Origin of the sequence: Izhakiella capsodis (assembly GCF_900115045.1) — a bacterium.
Classification (GTDB): domain Bacteria; phylum Pseudomonadota; class Gammaproteobacteria; order Enterobacterales; family Enterobacteriaceae; genus Izhakiella; species Izhakiella capsodis.
Map to the genome: position 1 here is coordinate 159,748 of NZ_FOVC01000004.1, position 20,180 is coordinate 179,927.

Annotated in this window: 12 protein-coding genes, 1 tRNA gene and 2 pseudogenes; 11 read left to right on the plus strand and 4 right to left on the minus strand. The window is 51.2% G+C overall.

All coding sequences use genetic code 11. The features are described 5' to 3' along the window. The 8 genes and pseudogenes from BM191_RS08180 to BM191_RS08220 all read left to right on the plus strand — a co-directional run bounded on the left by BM191_RS08180 (position 1) and on the right by BM191_RS08220 (position 13,390). Entirely contained in the window at positions 1-1,413 is a 1,413-nt protein-coding gene (locus BM191_RS08180) for a glycoside hydrolase family 1 protein (RefSeq protein WP_092876998.1), read from the plus strand. Between the two features lie 40 nt (positions 1,414-1,453). Continuing rightward, positions 1,454-2,308, plus strand: coding sequence for a PRD domain-containing protein (locus BM191_RS08185; protein ID WP_092877000.1), 855 nt, complete (start codon positions 1,454-1,456; stop codon positions 2,306-2,308). 178 nt (positions 2,309-2,486) lie between these two features. After that, positions 2,487-4,160, plus strand: coding sequence for an alpha-L-rhamnosidase-related protein (locus BM191_RS08190; RefSeq protein WP_230479553.1), 1,674 nt, complete (start codon positions 2,487-2,489; stop codon positions 4,158-4,160). Between the two features lie 24 nt (positions 4,161-4,184). Next, the gene (locus BM191_RS08195; RefSeq protein WP_230479554.1) at positions 4,185-5,792 is read left to right on the plus strand and encodes a carbohydrate porin; all 1,608 of its coding nucleotides are present in this window, start codon (positions 4,185-4,187) and stop codon (positions 5,790-5,792) included. Positions 5,793-6,111: 319 nt separating this feature from the next. After that, entirely contained in the window at positions 6,112-9,525 is a 3,414-nt protein-coding gene (locus BM191_RS08205) for a DEAD/DEAH box helicase family protein (RefSeq protein WP_092877005.1), read from the plus strand. Positions 9,526-9,588: 63 nt separating this feature from the next. Further along, a complete protein-coding gene (locus BM191_RS08210; RefSeq protein WP_092877007.1) occupies positions 9,589-11,223 on the plus strand; it encodes a type I restriction-modification system subunit M in 1,635 nt (544 codons plus the stop codon). Next, complete coding sequence (locus BM191_RS08215; RefSeq protein ID WP_092877009.1) at positions 11,220-12,401, plus strand: restriction endonuclease subunit S; 1,182 nt, start codon at positions 11,220-11,222, stop codon at positions 12,399-12,401. The genes BM191_RS08210 and BM191_RS08215 overlap by 4 nt, the downstream gene beginning before the upstream one ends. A 120-nt stretch (positions 12,402-12,521) precedes the next feature. Beyond that, a pseudogene (locus tag BM191_RS08220) lies at positions 12,522-13,390 on the plus strand (IS5 family transposase). Between the two features lie 54 nt (positions 13,391-13,444). On the opposite strand, the pseudogene BM191_RS17520 reads toward BM191_RS08220, so the two are convergent. Next, a pseudogene (locus tag BM191_RS17520) lies at positions 13,445-13,546 on the minus strand (tyrosine-type recombinase/integrase); the annotation flags it as partial. 201 nt (positions 13,547-13,747) lie between these two features. Then, a tRNA-Leu gene (locus tag BM191_RS08230) sits at positions 13,748-13,832 on the minus strand. A 272-nt stretch (positions 13,833-14,104) separates the two neighbouring features. Here BM191_RS08230 and BM191_RS08235 point away from each other — a divergent pair. From BM191_RS08235 to BM191_RS08245, 3 genes are all read left to right on the plus strand, one after another. Next, on the plus strand, positions 14,105-14,605 hold the full coding sequence (locus BM191_RS08235; RefSeq protein ID WP_092877011.1) for a DUF2501 domain-containing protein: 501 nt from the start codon (positions 14,105-14,107) through the stop codon (positions 14,603-14,605). A 292-nt stretch (positions 14,606-14,897) separates the two neighbouring features. Further along, positions 14,898-16,400 carry a helicase HerA-like C-terminal domain-containing protein gene (locus BM191_RS08240; RefSeq protein WP_092877013.1) on the plus strand — a complete coding sequence of 501 codons (1,503 nt, stop codon included), beginning with the start codon at positions 14,898-14,900 and terminating at the stop codon, positions 16,398-16,400. A 17-nt stretch (positions 16,401-16,417) separates the two neighbouring features. Next, positions 16,418-17,707 (plus strand): DUF445 domain-containing protein, encoded by a 1,290-nt coding sequence (locus BM191_RS08245; protein ID WP_092877015.1) that lies wholly within the window; start codon positions 16,418-16,420, stop codon positions 17,705-17,707. 159 nt (positions 17,708-17,866) lie between these two features. Here the strand turns inward: BM191_RS08245 and lptG are convergent, their stop codons facing one another. Together lptG and lptF are read right to left on the minus strand one after the other, a co-directional pair. Continuing rightward, positions 17,867-18,943 (minus strand): LPS export ABC transporter permease LptG, encoded by a 1,077-nt coding sequence (gene lptG, locus BM191_RS08250; protein WP_092877017.1) that lies wholly within the window; start codon positions 18,941-18,943, stop codon positions 17,867-17,869. Further along, positions 18,943-20,043 (minus strand): LPS export ABC transporter permease LptF, encoded by a 1,101-nt coding sequence (gene lptF, locus BM191_RS08255; protein WP_092877264.1) that lies wholly within the window; start codon positions 20,041-20,043, stop codon positions 18,943-18,945. The genes lptG and lptF overlap by 1 nt, the downstream gene beginning before the upstream one ends. Positions 20,044-20,180: the final 137 nt, after the last annotated feature.

The following is a 20,180-nucleotide window of genomic DNA, read 5'->3' on the forward strand; positions in this document are numbered from 1 at the left end:
ATGAAACACAATACGTTGAAACCTTTCCCTGCCGACTTTCTCTGGGGGGCTGCCACCTCCGCCTATCAAGTGGAAGGCGCCTGGGATGAGGATGGTAAAGGCCCGTCGGTCATCGACGCGCGTCAACATTATCCGGAGGGCACAACGGATTTTAAGGTCGCCAGCGACCACTATCACCGCTACAAGGAAGATATCGCCCTGTTCGCCGAGCTGGGACTTAAGTGCTACCGCTTTTCCGTCGCCTGGACGCGCATCATTCCGGATGGGGATGGCGAGATTAACCCAGCGGGCATCGACTTCTATCATCAAATGATTGACGAACTGCGCGCGAAAAACATCGAACCTTTGGTGACTCTGTACCATTTTGATTTACCGCAGGCGCTGATGGAAAAAGGCGGCTGGGCCAACCGCAATACGCTGAATGCCTTTGTTCGCTATGCCAACGTCCTGTTTGAAGCTTTTGGTGACAAAGTGCGTTACTGGCTGACCATCAACGAACAGAACATGATGATCTTGCACGGAAACGCCCTGGGTACTCAAGATCCGAACCTGGAGAATCCGGTCAAAAACCTCTATCAACAGAACCACAATATGCTAGTTGCACAGGCGCAAGTCATGCAGAACCTGCATCGCCGCCATCCGCAGGCAAAAATTGGTCCGGCGCCGAACATTGCACTGATCTATCCGCTGAGCTGTCGGCCGGAGGACATTACGGCCGCGTTTAACTACAATGCTATCCGCAACTGGGCCTATCTGGATGCGGCCGTCTGGGGGCGCTATAACACCACCTTCTGGCGCTATTTGGAGGAGAAAGACGCCCTGCCGCACATTGAGGAGGGGGATATGGAGATTCTGGCCGCCGGACGGCCGGACTTTATCGCCTTTAACTATTACACCACACAGACTGTGGAAGCCAGCCGGAATGACGGCACCGACTCCGTGGCGCGCAGCAAGACGGATCAGCATCTGCGTTCTGGTGAAGAGGGCGTACATCGCGGTGCAAAGAATCCGCACCTGGCGCGGAACGCTTTCAACTGGGAAGTCGATCCGGTGGGCTTTCGCAACACGCTGCGCGCCATTTATGACCGCTATAATCTGCCGCTGATCGTCACAGAAAACGGCATTGGCGCCTTCGATAAACTGGAAAATGGCACGGTTAACGACGATTACCGCGTTGACTATATCAAGGCCCATCTGAAGCAGATGCAGCTGGCGATCACCGACGGCGTGGAGGTATTTGGTTACACCCCCTGGTCGGCAATTGATGTTATCTCCACGCATCAGGGGTGTTCAAAGCGCTATGGCCTTATATGGGTCAACCGCGATGAGTTCGATTTAAAAGATCTCAAACGGATACCGAAAGCCAGCGCCAAATGGTATACCAACGTCATTAAAAATAACGGCATCGATTAATGCTGGAGGGCACCCCTCATCTACCTGGGGAACGTCGGTTATGAAAATTACGCGAATTTTAAGCAACAACGCGGTTATGCTGCTGTCCCCGAAGAATGAAGAGTTTGTCGCTGTTGGCCGGGGGGTAGGATTTGGCAAAAAAACCGGCGATGACGTTAACGAGGCGCTGATAGAGCATCTGTTTGGTAAGAAAAGTGAAGGCCTGGGTGCCTACTTTGCGGCCATTCTTGGCGACATTGCGCCGTCAGTGCTGATGGCGGTGCAAAATGTGGTTCAGATGGCCGGTGAATCACTGAAAATTACTGCTCCGGAAACGCTGTTTCTTGCCCTCAGCGATCACATAAATGCCGCCGTGTCGCGGCATCAGCAGGGAAAGTCACTGCGCAACGGCCTGTTGTGGGAGACGCGTGCCTTTTATCCGCAAGAGTATGCCGTGGCGCTGCAAGCACTGGCGATGCTGCGTGATGCCCTGCATGTCGATTTACCGGATGATGAAGCTGGTTTTATTTCCCTGCACCTGGCCAATGCGGTCAACGACAGTTCGCTTCAGCACCATATGCAGGCAACGGAGATTCTGCGCGACCTTATGAATATTGTGCGTTACGAAATGCGTAGCGCCTTTAATGAAAACAGTGAGGTTTGCCAGCGTTTCATCATCCATCTGCGCTTCTTCATTCAGCGCATGCTTGACAACAAGCAGCATATTGTCGGGTCGCCGGATATTTATGCCGGCCTGTCCACCATGATCCCCGACGCGTGGAAAAGCGCCAAGCGGCTGAGCGATTTTATTGAAAAAAAACATGATTACACACTTAATCTCGATGAGATGGCGTTTTTAACACTTCATATACACAGACTGAGAATAAATCAGGATGATGATCAGATTCACAATTAGATAAAACTCTTAAGAACAGCCCTGTAAAGACGAAAAAAATAGCATTATTGTAGATTGACTAGGATGTCACTACCTCGGTAGGCAAAACCTGAACTTATGCTTCACTCATCATCGCATCATGCGGTAGGGAGTACGGCGGAAGTTCAGGTTTTTTTTGTCAAAAAAAACAGGAGGTTCCATGAATCGTCGTCAACTACTCGTTGGATTTGCTGCGCTCTCCACCTCAGCAAAACTGATCCCTGCGATCGCCGCACCGCGCCTCCCCTCCCAGATATCGCCACTGTCCCGGCCGGACGGGATGGATGAGCAGTCGTGGCAGTGGTTGAAAAAAGCACAGGCGCTAACTCCTGCCCTGCATCATCATTTACAGCCGATGACCGGCTCCGTCACCATGAAGGCTAATGCCGATGGCCGTTACGGCTATAAGGTGCAGAAAGATCTGACACCGCAACAGGTGGCACAAACGGTGCTGCAATCCGGTGACAGTATCATTCTCGACTTCGGTAATCACTACACAGGCTACCTGTCCTTTGACCTTGGCTGGCAGGGCAAAAGCGCCGATGCACCGGCCCGGCTGCATCTGACCTTTGGCGAGATCCCGGACGATGTCGCCGAACCGCTCTACCCCTATAATGGCTGGATCAGCCCCTCCTGGCTGCCCGATGAGGTAGTCAACGTGGACTTCCTGCCGACACAGTTTCGGGTGCCGCGCCGGCACGCTTTCCGCTTCGTCAAGATTGAGGTGATCGCTACTTCCAACAACTTCGGCATCCTACTGAAGCAGGCCAGCGTCGATGGCGTCAGTTCTGCCGGACCCGATAGCCTGAAACCGCAGCAGTATCCCTCCGCCGAATGGGAAAGGCTGGATGCCGTTTCGATGCGTACGCTTAGCGAGTGCATGCAGACCACCTTTGAAGATGGTCCGCGTCGCGACCAGCGTTTATGGCTAGGCGATCTCTATCTGCAGGCGATGACTAATCACGTCAGTTTCCGTCACCACGACCTGGTCAAACGCTGCCTCTACCTGTTTGCCGCTCTGCGCGATCCGCGCGGCTACGTTTCCGCCTGCGTCTACGAAAAACCGGTGCCGCGAATTGGTGAAGCTTTCCTGCTGGATTATGCGTTGCTGTTTGGTGTCACCTTGCATGACTACGTTTTCACCAATCGGGATTACGCCCTGTTAGTCGAACTTTTCCCCGTTGCCGAACAGCAGCTCCAGCTGGCACTTCGACAGGTCGACAGTGCCGGGCTGTTCCATCTGCCAGCGGACATCAAATACTTTATCGACTGGAAAAAAGAGCTCGATAAAACGGCCGCAATGCACGGCGTGGTCATGTTCAGTCTGAGCCGTATGTCCCGCATGGCGCGGGCGTTGAACCAGCCGGAGAAATCCGAACGCTGGGAGACGCTGCGCGCAACGATGGCCGACGCGGCGCGGCAGCATTTCTGGGATGAGAATCAGGAATATTTCGTTAGCGGTGCAGATAAACAGATCTCCTGGGCTTCACAGGCATGGCTTGGTCTGGCGGGCATCGTCCCGGCGGCAAAAGCGAAAAACGCCCTCATGCGGGTTATGAAAGAGCCGGGCGCCATCGGCCCGACAACGCCATATTTGTATCATTATATGGTGGATGCGCTGGTGCATAACGACGGTGTGACAGAGGCAAAACAGCTGATACTCGACTATTGGGGCGAAATGCTCAACCTCGGCGCTGATACTTTCTGGGAGTGTTTTAATCCGCGCGAGCCGGGCATATCGCCCTATGGCGGTAAGCAGATTAACAGCTACTGCCACGCATGGAGTTGCACGCCCGGGTATTTCATCCGTACCAACTTTAAACCCACCCTCTGAGCACGGCATCCCACAGGCACTGCAATGAACGTGAATAAAAAGAACATCCTTCTACTCTCCCTGCCAGCCGCACTGGCGTTGACGTCCCTGTATGCTGCTGGATACCCGTTAACTACGGAGCAACGTCTAAATCTGCTTGAAACTGAGTTACGTAAAAATCAGCAGGAGCTTGAACAAACCCGTCGGGAACTGATGGCGATGAAGCGTCAGGCCGCCACCCCGGCAACAGCTCCGCACTCGGTGACAGCCGCGCTGAACCGACCTGATGCCACCGGATATTATCCAGACGGTGTTAAGCCTGCAGCCGTGCCCGCCACTTTGCCGGCGGATACCCGGCTTAAGACGGCAGACAATCGCCCTCTGACGGTAAGCGAACTGAATAAATTTATTAAAGATGATATTGGTTTTACCTACAGCGGGTATCTGCGAACGGGATGGACAACTGGCAATAAGGGTAGTCCGACGGCCTGGGCCGCCGGTTCCGTCGGGCGTTTTGGTAATGAGCAGTCGGGCTGGTTCGATTTAATCTTTAACCAGCGCGTGTTCAACCAGGACGGCAAAAAGATCAATGCCATCGTGCGTCTGGACGGTAACGTTGGACCGTCGTACAGCAATGCCTGGTTTGGTGACAACATCGGCAACGATAATCTGCTGCAGTTCTCCGATGTCTATGTCAATACCAGCGGCTTTGTGCCCGGTTTCCCGGAAGCTCAATTCTGGGTAGGGAAACACTATTTGAAAAACTATGAAATTCAGATGCTGGACTGGAAAGCGCACAAGGCCGACTCCGCTGGCGGCATAGGCGTTGAGGGACTGGATATCGGACCGGGTAAACTATCGCTGGCCCTGCTCCGTCAGGATTTAAACCTTTACAATCTGGATAAATCTGCCTGGCGCAAGACCAACACCAATGCGCTGGATATACGCTACAGCGGTATTCCGCTGATAAATGACGCCACCGCCGACGTCTATTTGCGCTACAACAACGCCAACCACTCTGGGGCGCCGGCCGGGGATTCGTTCGGCAAAATGAAGGATTCACTGCTCGCCACGCTGCTGTACCGCCAGCCTCTGGCACACAGCGGTTCCAATGATTTTGTCTTTCAAATGGCGACCAACTCAAATGCCAGCGGCTTTATGAATCTATCGGATGCCAATCCTGATTATGGCTTTGGTCGCTATTACTACGGCGATCATGGCGGACAGGCATTCCGGATGATTTCGCAGGGTGAACAGTATCTTAGTCCGCGCATCATTATTGCCAACGCACTGGTCTACGGCTGGGGCAGCGGGCTATACAGCCCTTACACCGGGAAAGATACGCGCTTCGATACGCTCCGCGCCGTGATCCGCTCCGCGTGGATCTGGGATAGCTATAACCAGACCGGAATTGAGCAGGGCTGGTTCCGGCAAAAACAGCAGGCCAGCGCCGAGGCACGTACGGAGTCCGGCTATAAAACCACACTGTTCCACACGCTCAAGGTGGGGACCAGTATGCTCAAATCCCGACCAGAGATCCGCTTTTACACCTCGTATCTGCGGACAACGAAAAACGGGATCGATGGCTTCAGCTTTGAGGACGGTTCTGCCAGCCAGATAACCGTTGGTGCGCAGGCCGAACTGTGGTGGTAGTGCGTGGAGGCGGCGGGAGGTCGCGCGCCTGCCGCCAAACCTGCGGTTAATCAGGGTTTTAAACTTCAGCGGCACTGTTGCAAAAGTCCGGAGGATAAAGAGTTCTGCTTTTGGCTGTTACAGCGTCAGCAAGAAAACTCAAAACTAACCCATCTACTGGATGAATATGTGAATCTTACGCACCGCTGAAGTTATCCTTCCCCGTACTACGTGTTCATTCTTCAGTGCCCTGAAGATGTACAAGCTCACTTCGTCGGCCAATTTAGTGTGATATTCTTTCCAGAAATCCTGTTGTATCGACGACATAAGGCGATGATTGATGGAGCAGTCTCTCAATTTTGAAATGTTGCGCAGCCAGTGGCCGGAACTGGCGGATCTCACGTGTATGGCGGAACGTTACGTTCACACCGACCCGGAAAGCAGTCTGGTTAAACTACGCAACTATACCGAATTGATGGTGCGTTGGTTATATCGTCAGGAGCGGTTGCCGGAAGGCATCAAGGCGAATCTGTACGATTTAATGAACGCCGATGTCTTCACCAGCATGATACCGGAAGCCATCATCATGAAAATGGATGCGCTGCGTATCCACGGCAATCGCGCCGCGCACGGCGGACGTATCAAAGCCAAAGATACCTACTGGCTGCTTAAGGAAGCGTATTTATTAGGTGTCTGGCTATATGTTCGTTACGCCCACGGTAATGTTGATAACTGCCCCAAATTTTCTCTCCCTCCGTTAACGCAATCTTCAGGTCGTGCAGATGAAAAACGTCTGGAAGATGCAATCAGGGCTCAAGATGAAAGCCGTGAGCGCGAATTGGCATTACAACGCGCATTACAACAGGAGCAGGAAAAGGCCGAACACCTTACTCAGCGCCTGAATGAAGCCAGAGCGCGTAACCAGCATGTTGCCGATATCCTCTCTATTGATGAAGCAGAAACCCGCCGCCGCCTGATAGACTCCCGCCTGCTTGCTGCTGACTGGAATGTAGGTGAAGAACTTAACAATACCGATCAGGTTACACAGGAACACCCAATTAAAGAACAGCCTACCGTGACCGGCGACGGTTATGCAGATTATGTCTTGTGGGATGAGGCGCATAAACCGCTGGCGGTAGTGGAAGCAAAAAAAACCAGCGTCAATGCTGAGCAAGGACGAATTCAGGCCCGGTTGTATGCAGACTGGCTGGAAAAAGAATATGGTCAGCGTCCGGTCATTTTCTACACCAACGGCTACGATATCTGGCTGTGGGATGACCATAAAACGCATGGCTATCCTCCGCGCAGGGTATTTGGCTTCTACAGCAAGGAAAGCCTGCACTATCTTATTCAGCAGCGTGAAACCCGTCTGCCACTGAACAGCGTGCCGCATGTTAAAGATAACGAAGGTAAGGCCGTTGCCGGACGTTTGTATCAGCTTGAAACCATTGCCCGTGTCAGCGAACGGTTTACCAATAAGTATCGCCAGTCATTGATTGTTCAGGCTACAGGTACTGGCAAAACCCGCGTGGCAATTGCGCTAAGCAAACTGATGATTGATGCCCGCTGGGTAAAACGTGTCCTGTTTCTTTGTGACCGCAAAGAGCTACGTAAACAGGCGGCGAATGCCTTCAATCAGTTCACCAATGAGCCGCTGTATGTGGTCGGGAAATCGAAGAAAGCAGACAGACAGAATGCCAGGATCTACATCGCCACCTATCCCGGCATGATGAAAATCATGGACCATTTCGATGTCGGTTATTTTGATTTGATCATCGCCGATGAATCCCATCGTTCGATCTATAACGTTTACGGCGATCTGTTTAAGTATTTTGATGCCCTCCAGATTGGCCTGACGGCCACGCCGATCGACATGGTGAGTAAAACCACTTTCGGCTTGTTTGGTTGTGAAGGACGTATTCCTACCGCCAACTACAGCTTGGAAGATGCCATCGCTGATAACAATCTGGTGCCTTATGAGGTTGTCACGCATACCACAGAATTTCTGCGCGAAGGCATCAAACGGGAGAAATTAAGCGACGCACAAATCCGCGAACTGGAAGAACAGGGGATCGATCCTAATACGCTGGAATTTGATGGCAAGGCGCTGGATGAAGCAATTCATAACAAAGACACCAATCGCTATATTCTGCGTAACCTGATGGAAAACGGCCTGAAAGATCGGGACGGCCAACTACCTGGTAAAACCATTATTTTCGCCCGTAACCACAAACACGCGCTGCTGTTGAATGAATTATTCGACGACATGTACCCGCAGTTTGCCGGACGCTTCTGCCAGGTCATCGACAACTACGATCCCCGCGCCGAGCAACTGATTGACGATTTTAAAGGGCTGGATGAAAGCACCAATAAAGAGCTGACCCTCGCTATCTCAGTTGACATGCTTGATACCGGTATTGATGTCCCGGAGATTGTGAATCTGGTCTTTGCCAAGCCGGTCAAATCAAAAGTGAAATTCTGGCAGATGATTGGCCGTGGTACGCGCCTCTGTGCGGGGCTGTACGGCTACGATGACAACGGCAAACCGCTGGATAAACAGAAATTCCGCATCTTCGATCACTGGGGCAATTTTGAGTATCACGAGCTGCATACCGAAGAGGCCGAAGTCACAGCGACAAAATCGCTAGCGCAAAAACGCTTCGAAGCGTGGGTTATGCTGGGGGCTGCCGCGCAGCGTAAGTTCGACAAACAGGCGGTGGATTTAGTCGCTCACCAGCTCCGCGAGCAGATCAACGCGCTGGATGAAAAGTCGATTGCTGTGCAGGAGAAGTGGCAGCAAAAAGCGCACTACAGCGATGAAAAAGTGCTGCGCCAGCTTTCCCCGAAAACACAGCAGGATCTGCTATCTGCCCTGGCCCCGCTGATGCAGTGGCTGGACGTGCGCGGGCAAAGCGATGCCATGCGCTTTGATAGGGATATTCTGGCGGCGCAAACTGCCCGTTATACCAACCCGGAAGAGCTGGATGTGCTCTGGCCGGTCATCATCGAGAAAGTGGAACGTCTGCCGCCGCATCTGACTCAGGTGCAACAGCAAGGACAACGGATTAATCAACTTCGTGATTTAGGCTGGTGGAAGCAAGCCAGCCTGGAAGAACTGGAGGATATCCGCATTCATTTGCGCGGCATCATGCACCTGATGGAAAAAGACGCGACGCCGAAATTTGGTTCGATACAGGTGGATATTACCGAAGATGCGAACCTGATCCAGACGGAGACCCGCAAAACCAACATCCGCTCGATTGATTTCAAACTCTATCGTCAGCAGGTTCAAGGAGCGTTGGAGCCCCTGTTTCAGCAAAATCCGGTACTGAAAAAAATCCGCAACGGCGAGACGGTGACGCAAAGCGAGCTGGATGAACTGGCTAAGTTGGTGCTGATCCAGAACCCTAACGTTGATATCCGTGCGCTGAAAGAGTTCTATCCGCAGGCGACCGCCAGCCTGGATAAACTTTTGCGTACCATTATCGGGATGGACAGCGATGCGGTAGAGGTACGTTTTGCCCAGTTCGCCGCTGACAACAGCCTGACCAGCCAGCAACTGCGCTTCCTGTCACTGCTGAAAAACCACATCCGCGATTACGGCACCATTGAAATGCGGCAGCTCTTTGAACAGCCATTTACGCATATCCACAACGAAGGCGTTACCGGCGTGTTCCCCGATATAGAGCAGATCGCCCGGTTGCAAAGGATAGTCGAAGAGCTGGGTGTTGTGACCGACGCGGCGACGGTATAATACGCGCATGACAAGCCCCGGCAGCGGGGCTTTGGTATTTATAACAGGGTATAGACGTTAACAATGATCACCGGTGACTTAAAAAGTAAAATCGACGGGCTGTGGGAAGATTTCTGGGTGGGTGGTATCACAAACCCGCTGACCGTAATCGAACAGATCACCTACCTGATGTACTCCAGGATGCTGGATACCCAGGAACAACGGGACGAGAAGCGTAAGCAAATCGCAGGCGTTGATTTTAAACCACGCTTTGCGCCTGAGCAGCAGGAGTTCCGCTTCAGCCACTACAGCAACCTTGGCTCGGACGAGATGATGGAAGTGGTGCGCGACGGCGTATTCCAGCATTTCCGTCAGCTTGGGCAAGCTGAAGATACGAAAGTGACGCTGCTGGGCAACTTTATGAAAGATGCTCGCCTGGAGATTGTTAAACCGTCACTGCTGACCAAAGCCGTGGAGGTGATTAAAAACCTGCCGCTGGATCGTGGCGACACCAAAGGCGATCTCTACGAATACCTGTTAAGCAAGCTGACCACCGCCGGGATCAACGGTCAGTTCCGCACGCCACGCCACATTATCCGCACAATGGTTGAAATGATGGAGCCAAACCCGGCACGTGGTGAAACGATCTGCGATCCGGCCTGTGGTACGGGCGGTTTTCTGGCAACCAGTTATGAGTACCTGCTGGAGAAATACAGTTCACTGGAGTCCATTCATACCGAGGTTGTTACCAACGAACGCGGCGAATTAGAAGAGCAAAAAATCTTTACCGGCGATCTGCTGACGCCGTGGCGTGATCATGTGGATAACAACATGTTTCACGGTTACGACTTCGATACCACCATGCTGCGTATCGCCGCCATGAACCTGATTATGCACGGCGTAGAAGAACCGGATATCCACTATCAGGACACCATGAGCCAGAGCTTCAGCACCAATTTCCCACAGGCCAGTAAAAACGCTTTCAACCTGATTCTGGCGAACCCGCCGTTTACCGGTTCACTGGATGAGGAAGATATCGACGCTACGCTTTCGGCAATGGTGAAAACCAAAAAAACCGAACTGCTGTTCCTGGCGCGGATTCTGCAAATGCTGAAAGTAGGCGGACGTAGCGCCACTATCGTGCCGCAGGGGGTGCTGTTTGGCTCCAGCAAGGCGCACCAGTCGCTGCGTAAAACGCTGGTGGAAGATAACCAACTGGAAGCGGTGATTAACCTGCCTTCCGGCGTATTCAAGCCTTACGCTGGCGTGGCAACGGCGATCCTGATCTTTACCAAAGGCGGTCAGACGGATGAGGTCTGGTTCTACGACCTACAGAATGACGGCTACAGCCTGGATGACAAACGTAACCCGGTAAAAGACAACGATCTGCCACACCTGCTGGCAAGCTGGAAGCATTACCGTACTTTGCGCGGGCTACCGGTTGATAACTTTATGGGCGAGAAATCAGCCTCGTTGCTAAAACAGCAGCAACCGGAAGGGATTAATGCTGGCGTTGATTTTAAAGATCGCACTCAGGCGGCGTTTGTGGTGCCGAAAGCGGAGATTGCGGCGCAGAAATATGACCTCTCTATCAATCGTTACAAAGAGGTGGTGTATCAGGCCGAGGAGTATGAAGATCCGAAGGTGATACTGAAGCGGCTGAAGGACCTGGAGAAAGAGATTCTGGCGGATTTGGATGAGCTGGAGGGGATGCTGTGAGCTGGCGTTATTTAAAAATTGCGGATTTTTGTAGCACCGGTAGCGGTGGAACACCCAGTAAGTCAAAGCCTGAGTATTATGAAGGAGGAGATATCCCCTGGATTAAATCAGGAGATCTTAAAGATTCAACAATTTATGACGCAAATGATTATATTACAGCCGCAGGGCTAGAAAATAGCAGTGCTAAAATAGTTGAGAAAGACTCAATCTTAATAGCAATGTATGGAGCTACTGTTGGCCGCTTGGCGATTTTAGGCATTAATGCAGCGACTAATCAAGCTATCTGTAATATCAGGCCTGATACAACAATTGCTGATATGAAGTATCTCTATTACTTCTTGAGGAGTAAATTTAGCTATTTTGTTGGAAATGCGGTTGGTGGAGCTCAACCTAATATTAGCCAAGGATTGATTAAGTCATTGGAAGTTCCTCTACCTTCCTTAATTGAGCAAAAGCGTATCGCAGATATTCTTGATAAAGCCGCTGATATACGTCAAAAACGTGAGCAAGCAGTCAAACTCGCTGATGATTTTTTGCGCGCTACCTTCTTGAAAATGTTCGGCGATCCAGTATCAAATCCCATGGGATGGGATGTTAGACCGTTAGGTCAACACATTATTCATGCAAATAATGGATTATCACGCAGAAGGAAAGAAAGCGAGAATACTGGGGAAGTGGTACTTAGACTGCAAGATGTTCATTATGAAGGGATACGCTTCGATAATAATTTGAATAGAATCAAATTAACAACTTCCGAAAAAGAGCGTTTTTTAGTTGCTAACGGGGATATCCTTTTTATTCGTGTAAATGGAAATCCAGATTACGTTGGACGCTCTGCCGTTTTTGAAGGATATAAAGAAAATGTTTATCACAACGATCATTTAATAAGATTAAAAATCAGTAAAGAATATGAACCAATATTTTTATCTTATCTTTTCAATCATGAAGGTGGGAAAAGAATAATATCAAGAAAAATCAAAACATCTGCGGGTCAGTATACTATTAGCCAAGGTGGGATTGAGTCACTTGATATTTACATGCCTCCAATATCCCTACAAAAAAAATTCGTAGAAATTAGAAATTCAGTAATGAATCTCCCGTATTCTTGCAATTCGTTCACAAAATTATACACAACGTTAAACCAAAAGATATTTTCAGGATATCTATGGCTTTGTTGAATAAATCGAACTTTTGCTGAGTTGCAGGATCAGATCACGTATTCTCCTGACAATACAGGCAGTCCTGTGGCAAAGCAGAAGTTCAAAATCACCAACTGACCTACCTACAACAAAGCCCTCATCAACCGTGGCTCCATTACTTTCTGGCTTGACGATGAGGCGATCCAGGCCTGGTATGAGTCAGCAACGCCTTCACCCCTGGGAAGACCTCAGCGTTATTCTGACCTTGCTATCACGACTGTCCTGATGATTAAACGCCTGTTCCGGCTGACCCTGCGAGCCGCACAGGGCTTTATTGATTCCATTTTTGCCCTGATGGACGTTCCTTGGCGATCCCCGGATTACACAAGTGTCAGCAAGCGGGCGAAGTCGGTCAATGTCAGTTTCAAAACGTCTACCCGGGGTGAAATCGCGCATCTTGTGATTGATTCCACCGGGCTGAAAGTTTTCGGTGAAGGCGAAGGGAACGTCAAAAAACACGGCAAAGAGCGCCGTCGTATCTGGCGAAAGCTGCACCTTGCTGTCGATGGTAAAACACATGAAATCATCTGTGCAGACCTGTCGCTGAACAACGTAACGGACTCAGAAGCCTTCCCGGGACTTATCCGGCAGACGCACAGAAAAATCAGGGCAGCAGCGGCAGACGGAGCTTACGATACCCGGCTCTGTCACGATGAACTGCGGCGCAAGAAAATCAGCGCGCTTATCCCGCCCAGGAAGAGCGCGGGTTACTGGCCCGGTGAATACGCGGACCGCAACCGTGCTGTTGCGAATCAGCGCTAAGGGGGAGTAATGCCCGATGGAAATGGACAACAGATTACAATCGCCGCTCGATAGCGGAAACGGCGATGTACCGGGTAAAGCAGCTGTTCGGCGGTTCACTGACGCTGCGGGATTATGATGGTCAGGTTGCGGAGGCTATGGACATGGTGCGCGCATTGAACAAAATGACGAAAGCAGGTATGCCTGAAAGCGTGCGTATCGCCTGAAAACCCAGCCCGCCAGGGGATACTTACCTGAAATCTGATTTATTCAACAAAGCCGCCATTGGGGTGAATCAGCAAAAACATGCCATCACTATCAACAAGTGAATACTCTTTTTCCTCAGATTTAGCAGAACGAACCTTAGTACCTGTCAGTGCCATAGCGGCTATCCTTCCATAGTACTGCCGTGAGTATATAAGCAATATCGAACCAGCATATATACTCGGTTCTATACTCACAAGCATGTTGATGTGAGGTAACTCAGATTGACTTCAGTTGAGGTGAAAATCGTGGAAAGCCTTGTCTGGCGTGGATTTAAGGCATAAAAAAAAGACGTCACTGGACGTCTATTTACATGCTTTTGGTGCCGAAGGCCGGACTCGAACCGGCACGTATTTCTACGGTTGATTTTGAATCAACTGCGTCTACCGATTTCGCCACTTCGGCACTGAAGGAAGGTATACGGAAAACGTTGTGGATTATACCGTTACCCCCTGCTGGTGCAACCCCTATCCCTCTGCCCGAGTGTTGAGTGCTGAAAATTTGCGCGGCGGTCACACGCATTCGGGCCATTTATGCCGCTGGAGATAGGAGTAATCTGATTATCTGCGATAAGCGCATATTTTTGCGCAACCTTTAATTATTAACTAAAGTCACAGTTAGGAAGTGTACATGTTCACCTTCAGGGTGTAGTAAAAGACGTGATTAAGGTAATTAATATGAAAGTATCTACTGGGTTAGTAGCGGTTTTGTCTTTTTCTTCTTTTTTACTGGCAGGCCAGGTTTCGGCATCAAGCTGGCAGGATCAGCTCAATAATGCGGCCAATTTACTCAGCAGCGGTAATGGCAGCGCGTCTTCGCCGCAGCCGGCGCAAACCTCGCTATCATCGCTTACTGGCCTGCTTAACGGCGGTAATCAGTCTCTCAGCGCTAAAAGCATGACAAACGCGGCCGGTATCTTGCAATATTGCCTACAAAACAACATTGTCGATAATAATGCAGACTCAATTAAAGATAAGCTATTGGGTAAGCTTGGTCTGGCAAATGCCAGTCAGGCAGAGCAGAAGCAGGACTATAAACAGGGGCTGATGGGTTTGCTGAACACCGGTAATGGCCAGCAGGTGAACCTTAACAGTCTCGGACAGACACCGTTGGCAAAAAAAGTGAAAACCAAAGCCTGCGACCTGATTCTCAAGCAAGGTAAACAGTTTATTTCCTGATTATTTTCCTCGCGCCGCCTTAATAAACGATATTTTCACCGATTGCGGCGCTCTCTTCTTTCTCCTCTGCTAAAGAGTCGGCCCGGCTTTCCCGTCGTCATGCGGTTTGGATAAAAACAGCATCGGACGGGCATATTCAGCAACTATACTTATCAACCGCAGACAATAAAACGCATAACAGATTTTAATATGTCGGTACATCAGCGCGATGCTCAGCAGACGATGACCGGAACTCTCATTGCTATGCTAACCTGCTATTCTTGATGCATTACCTTTATCAAGGACCCAGACTATGAGTTCAGCATTATTGATTGCCCGCACCAAAGAAAAACAGCTGGAACTGCTGCCGTCGATGGCTAACCGCCACGGTCTGATAACCGGTGCGACGGGTACCGGCAAGACTGTGACGCTTCAAAAACTGGCGGAAAGCTTTTCCAGCATTGGCGTACCGGTATTTATGGCGGACGTTAAAGGCGATCTTAGTGGTCTTTCACAACCGGGGATCGCGTCGGATAAACTCAAAGCCCGTCTGGAGAACATCGGTGTCACTGACTGGCAACCGTCGGCAAATCCCGTCGTGCTGTGGGACATCTTTGGCGAGAAGGGTCATCCGGTAAGGGCGACAGTATCGGATCTCGGCCCGATATTGCTGTCACGGCTGCTGAACCTCAATGAGGTACAAAGCGGCGTGTTACAGATAATTTTCCGCATTGCTGACGATCAGGGTCTGTTACTGCTCGATTTCAAAGATTTACGCGCCATGACTCAGTATATCGGCGATAACGCCAAAGCCTTCCAGACGCAGTACGGCAATATCAATGCCGCATCGGTAGGCGCTATCCAGCGCGGATTATTGACGCTTGAACAACAGGGCGCTGAATACTTTTTTGGCGAGCCGATGCTGGATATCCGCGACTGGATGCGAACCGATGCCGACGGGCGGGGAATGATTAATATTCTGGCGGCGGAGAAGCTTTATCAGATGCCGCGATTGTACGCGACCAGCCTGCTGTGGATGCTGGCCGAACTTTATGAACACCTGCCGGAGGCTGGCGATCTTGATAAGCCGAAAATGGTGTTCTTTTTTGACGAAGCACATCTGCTGTTTACCGATGCCCCTGCCGTGCTGCTGGAAAAAGTGGAGCAGGTTGTTCGTCTAATCCGTTCTAAGGGCGTGGGGATCTATTTTGTGTCACAAAACCCCTCAGATATACCGGATAACGTCCTGGGTCAGTTAGGCAACCGCGTTCAGCATGCGCTGCGCGCTTTTACTCCCAAAGATCAGAAGGCAGTGAAAGCCGCAGCACAGACCATGCGATCGAATCCGGCGTTCAATACTGAAGAAGCCATTCAGCAGCTGGGTATCGGCGAAGCGCTGCTCTCTTTTCTCGATGCGAAAGGCAGTCCGGGTATTGTGGAACGTGCGATGGTTATCGCGCCAGCGTCGCGTATGGGTCCGGCCACGGATGATGAGCGCAATGGTTTGATTAATCATTCACCTCTTTTCGGCAAATATGATGAGGCGGTTGATCGCGAATCGGCCTTTGAGCGGCTGGCGCAAGGGGTTCAGCACGCCAGCGAAGAAGCCAATGCTCCGGAAGCTAAAGGCACTAACGTAAAAGTGGATGACGGTATTCTTGGCGGTCTGAAGGATATTATGTTTGGCACTACCGGGCCGCGCGGGGGCAAACGTGACGGTATTGTGCAAAGCATGGCGAAGAGCGCTTCCCGCCAGATAGCGAGCCAGATTATACGCGGCGTGCTGGGTAGCCTGATGGGCGGGCGTCGTCGCTGAGGAGCGTTTCGTACAGGATGACAGATAACAAAGAACGGGCATTACGCCGGGCCAGGCTATGGCCCGGCGTAATGCTATTGGCTGCCGCTGCCGCCTTTTTGTTTACACTTCTCTATCCGGTTTTTTATCCTGGTGACCGCTTGTGGCTGGCAGCGCTGAAGGCAGTTTCTGAAGCCGCGATGGTGGGTGCGCTTGCTGACTGGTTTGCGGTGAGCGCCCTGTTTCATCGTATTCCGCTGCCGCTGATCGGCCGCCACACTGCGATCGTTCCAAATAATAAAGAACGTATTGCCGATAACCTCGCCGCCTTCGTTCAGGATAAATTCCTTAACGCTGATTCACTGCTGTCGCTCATCCGTCGTTACGATCCGGCACAGCTGGTCGCCAGCTGGCTCAGTAAGCCCGAGAACGCCGGTAGGCTGAGCGGTTATTTGCTGCGTCTGATGCACGGATTTCTTGATATGGCGGATGATAGCCGCATTCAGGATTTTATTCGCCGTGCGGTACATCGGGCGATCGATAAGATCGATCTCAGTCAGTCTGCGGCGCTGATCCTTGAGAGTCTGACACGCAACGACCGCCACCAAGCGCTGCTGGATGATGCTCTGAAGCAGATATTGCACCTGATGAATAAACCGGCGACCCACGATTTTATTGCTAAAGAAGTGGTGGCATGGCTGAAACGCGATCACCCGTGGAAAGAAAAAGTACTTCCCAGCGAGTGGCTGGGAGAAAAAAGCGCAGCGCTGGCAGCTGATGCTGTTGAATCTATACTGACCCACGTAGAGCAGGACAGCGCCCACGCCCTGCGTGGAGCGTTCAACCGTAGCGTCAACACGTTCATTGCCCGCCTGCGCAGCGATCCGGAAATGGCCGCGCGTTCAGAAGAAATTAAGCGCTACCTGAAAGAAGATGAGGCGCTAAATCACTATATTCGCCAGCTCTGGAACGAACTGCGTCACTGGCTGAGGCAGGACCTGGCGAATAAAGACTCGGTGGTAAATGCCCGACTGCGCGAAGCCGCACAGTGGTTTGGTGAAACGCTACGTGATGACCCGATTTTGCGTCAGTCGCTTAATCAGCACCTGGAGAATGCCGCCGAACGTGCAGCGCCGGATTTTTCTAAATTTCTCACCCGTCATATCAGCGACACGGTTAAAAGCTGGGATGCCCGCGATATGGCTCATCACATTGAGCTAAATATCGGCAAAGATTTACAGCGTATTCGCATTAATGGCACCCTGGTTGGTGGATTCATCGGCCTGCTGTTATTTTTCATCTCAACCTTCCTGCCGCAATGGCTGTAGCTGGCGTCAGGCAACAGTGCGCTCCATCACAGGCAGATCAACGGATCATCCGCCGACGTAATATGCCGCACTGAGCGGTAAGAAAAACCGACAGCTGTGGCTGCAGGATCCGCTTTAACAATGCATTTGCTCGCCCGCCTTAAGGCAATCAAGCCTGGATTATTTTCGTCTGGCCAGCATAAATACACTGATGGCCAAAAACACTGCGCTCGGCAATAGACCGCCGATAATGGGTGGCAGCCCATATACCAGACTCAGCGGGCCAAAAATGTTATTCAGAACAAAGAAAACAAACCCAAAGCTGATCCCAGTAACGACCCTAACCCCCATCGGCACGCTGCGCAGAGGACCAAATATAAATGACAGTGCCATCAGCATCATCACCGCAACTGAGAGCGGGGAGAATATTTTACTCCACATACTTAGCTGGTAACGACCGGCCTCCTGACCGCTCTGCTTGAGATATTTGGTGTAATCATAGAGGCCACGAATTGACAGTGAGTCAGGATCAAGCGTTACCACACCTAATTTATCCGGCGTCAACGAACTCTTCCACTCCCCTTTCAGGGTCTGACTGCCGGTGATCTGCTGCGGATTCGTCAGGTTCGACTCCTCCACTTGCGACAGATCCCACTGCCGGGTGCCGGGGTTATATTTGGCAGATGCAGCATAACGCACCGTTTCCAGGCGGCGTTTATCGTTAAAGTTGTAGATATTAATGCCTTCGAGGGTGCTGTCGTTGCGGACATGCTGGATGAAGATAAAGCTGTTGCCGTCTTTCGCCCATAGTCCGTTCTGAGTAGAAACCAATGCGCCACCGAGTAGCTGCCGGGCGCGATAATTATTGGCCAGTTGTTCACCCCGTGGTGCTGCAAACTCGCCAATCAGCATGGTCAACAGTACCAAAGGGATCGCCGTTTTCATGACCGAGCCAGCAATTTGCAGGCGGGTAAAGCCTGCGGCTTGCATAACAACAAGCTCGCTGCGCTGTGCCAGCGTACCCAGTCCCAACAGCGCCCCCAGCAGTGCAGCCATAGGAAAGAAAACCTCGATATCTTTCGGCACGCTTAACAGCGTATACGCCGCCGCGCCGAGAGCCGTGTAATCACCCTGGCCAGTTTTACGCAGCTGATCGACGAATTTGATGATGCCGGACAGCGAAACCAGCATAAATAGCGTCGCCATAATGGTGTTAAAAATGGTTTTACCGATATACCTGTCGAGTACGCCAAACATTAAACGCTCCCCCTACGTTTAAAGCGTGCGCGAATGCGACGCATCGGTACTGTATTCCAGCCGTTAAGTATGAGCGCCAGCGCCAGGTAACTGAGGTTTATCCCCCACATCCAGTAGAGCGGGTTCAGGTGATCTCTGGCGGAATTGGAGCGTATCGAGCTTTGCAGTAAGAAAAAGATTAGGTACAGCAGCATTGCCGGCAGCATCGATATCACGCGGCCCTGACGTGGATTGACTTCGCTCAGCGGAACCACCATCAGCGCCATAACAAATACTGAAAATATCAGCGTCAGACGCCAGTTAAATTCACTGCGAAACTCGGGTTTAGCAGAGTGCCACAATGCGGTGAAATCGGCCTGCTCTGCATCATTCGGGTCGAACGGCACGGCTTCGTGGCCAATAATCGCTTTGTAGTTCTGGAAGTCGGTAATACGGAAATCACGCAGCATCGCGGTGCCTTCAAAGCGGGTTCCTTTATCCAGCGTGACCAACTGCGATCCATCGGGCCGTTGCGTCATGAAGCCATGATCGGCAACCACTACCGAGGGCCGGGCGTTGCCTTTTGGCTGCAGCTGGGCCAGGAAAACATGTTCAAAGTCGTTGCCCTTAACCCGCTCAATAAACAGCACGTTTTTACCGTCATTCGTCGTTTTGAACTGACCAGCAACCAGCGCTGCCGCCCCCGGATTGGCTTTCGCGTTCTGCGTCACTTCGTCCTGATAACGCTGTGACCACGGCCCTAGCCAGGCGACGTTAATGGCGGCGACAATCGCCGTAATCACCATCAGTACCGAGGCTGCTTTTATCAGCACAGATTTGCCAAGACCGCAAGCGTGCATCACGGTTATTTCACTTTCAGTGTATAACCGGCTGAAAGTCATTAAAATTGCCAAAAACAGGCTAAGTGGCAGTATTAACTGCGCCATTTGTGGCACGCCCAACCCCAAAAGGGTTAAAACAAGGTCAGTGGGAATATCGCCATCAACCGCTGCACCCAGTATCCTGACTAACTTCTGGCAGAAGAATATCAGTAGCAGGATAAACAGAATGGCTAACTGGCTTTTAAAGGTTTCCCGAACCAAATATCTAATGATGATCACGCTGAGTACGCCTGTGAAAACTTGTCTTTTTGCAGGAAAATCGCTAGTTTCATCGCTTATTAGCCATTTTTTCTTATTAATGGCTGTTGTCATCGCTGGAATAGTATGACAACGCATAGGTTCTGGTGGTGTAAATG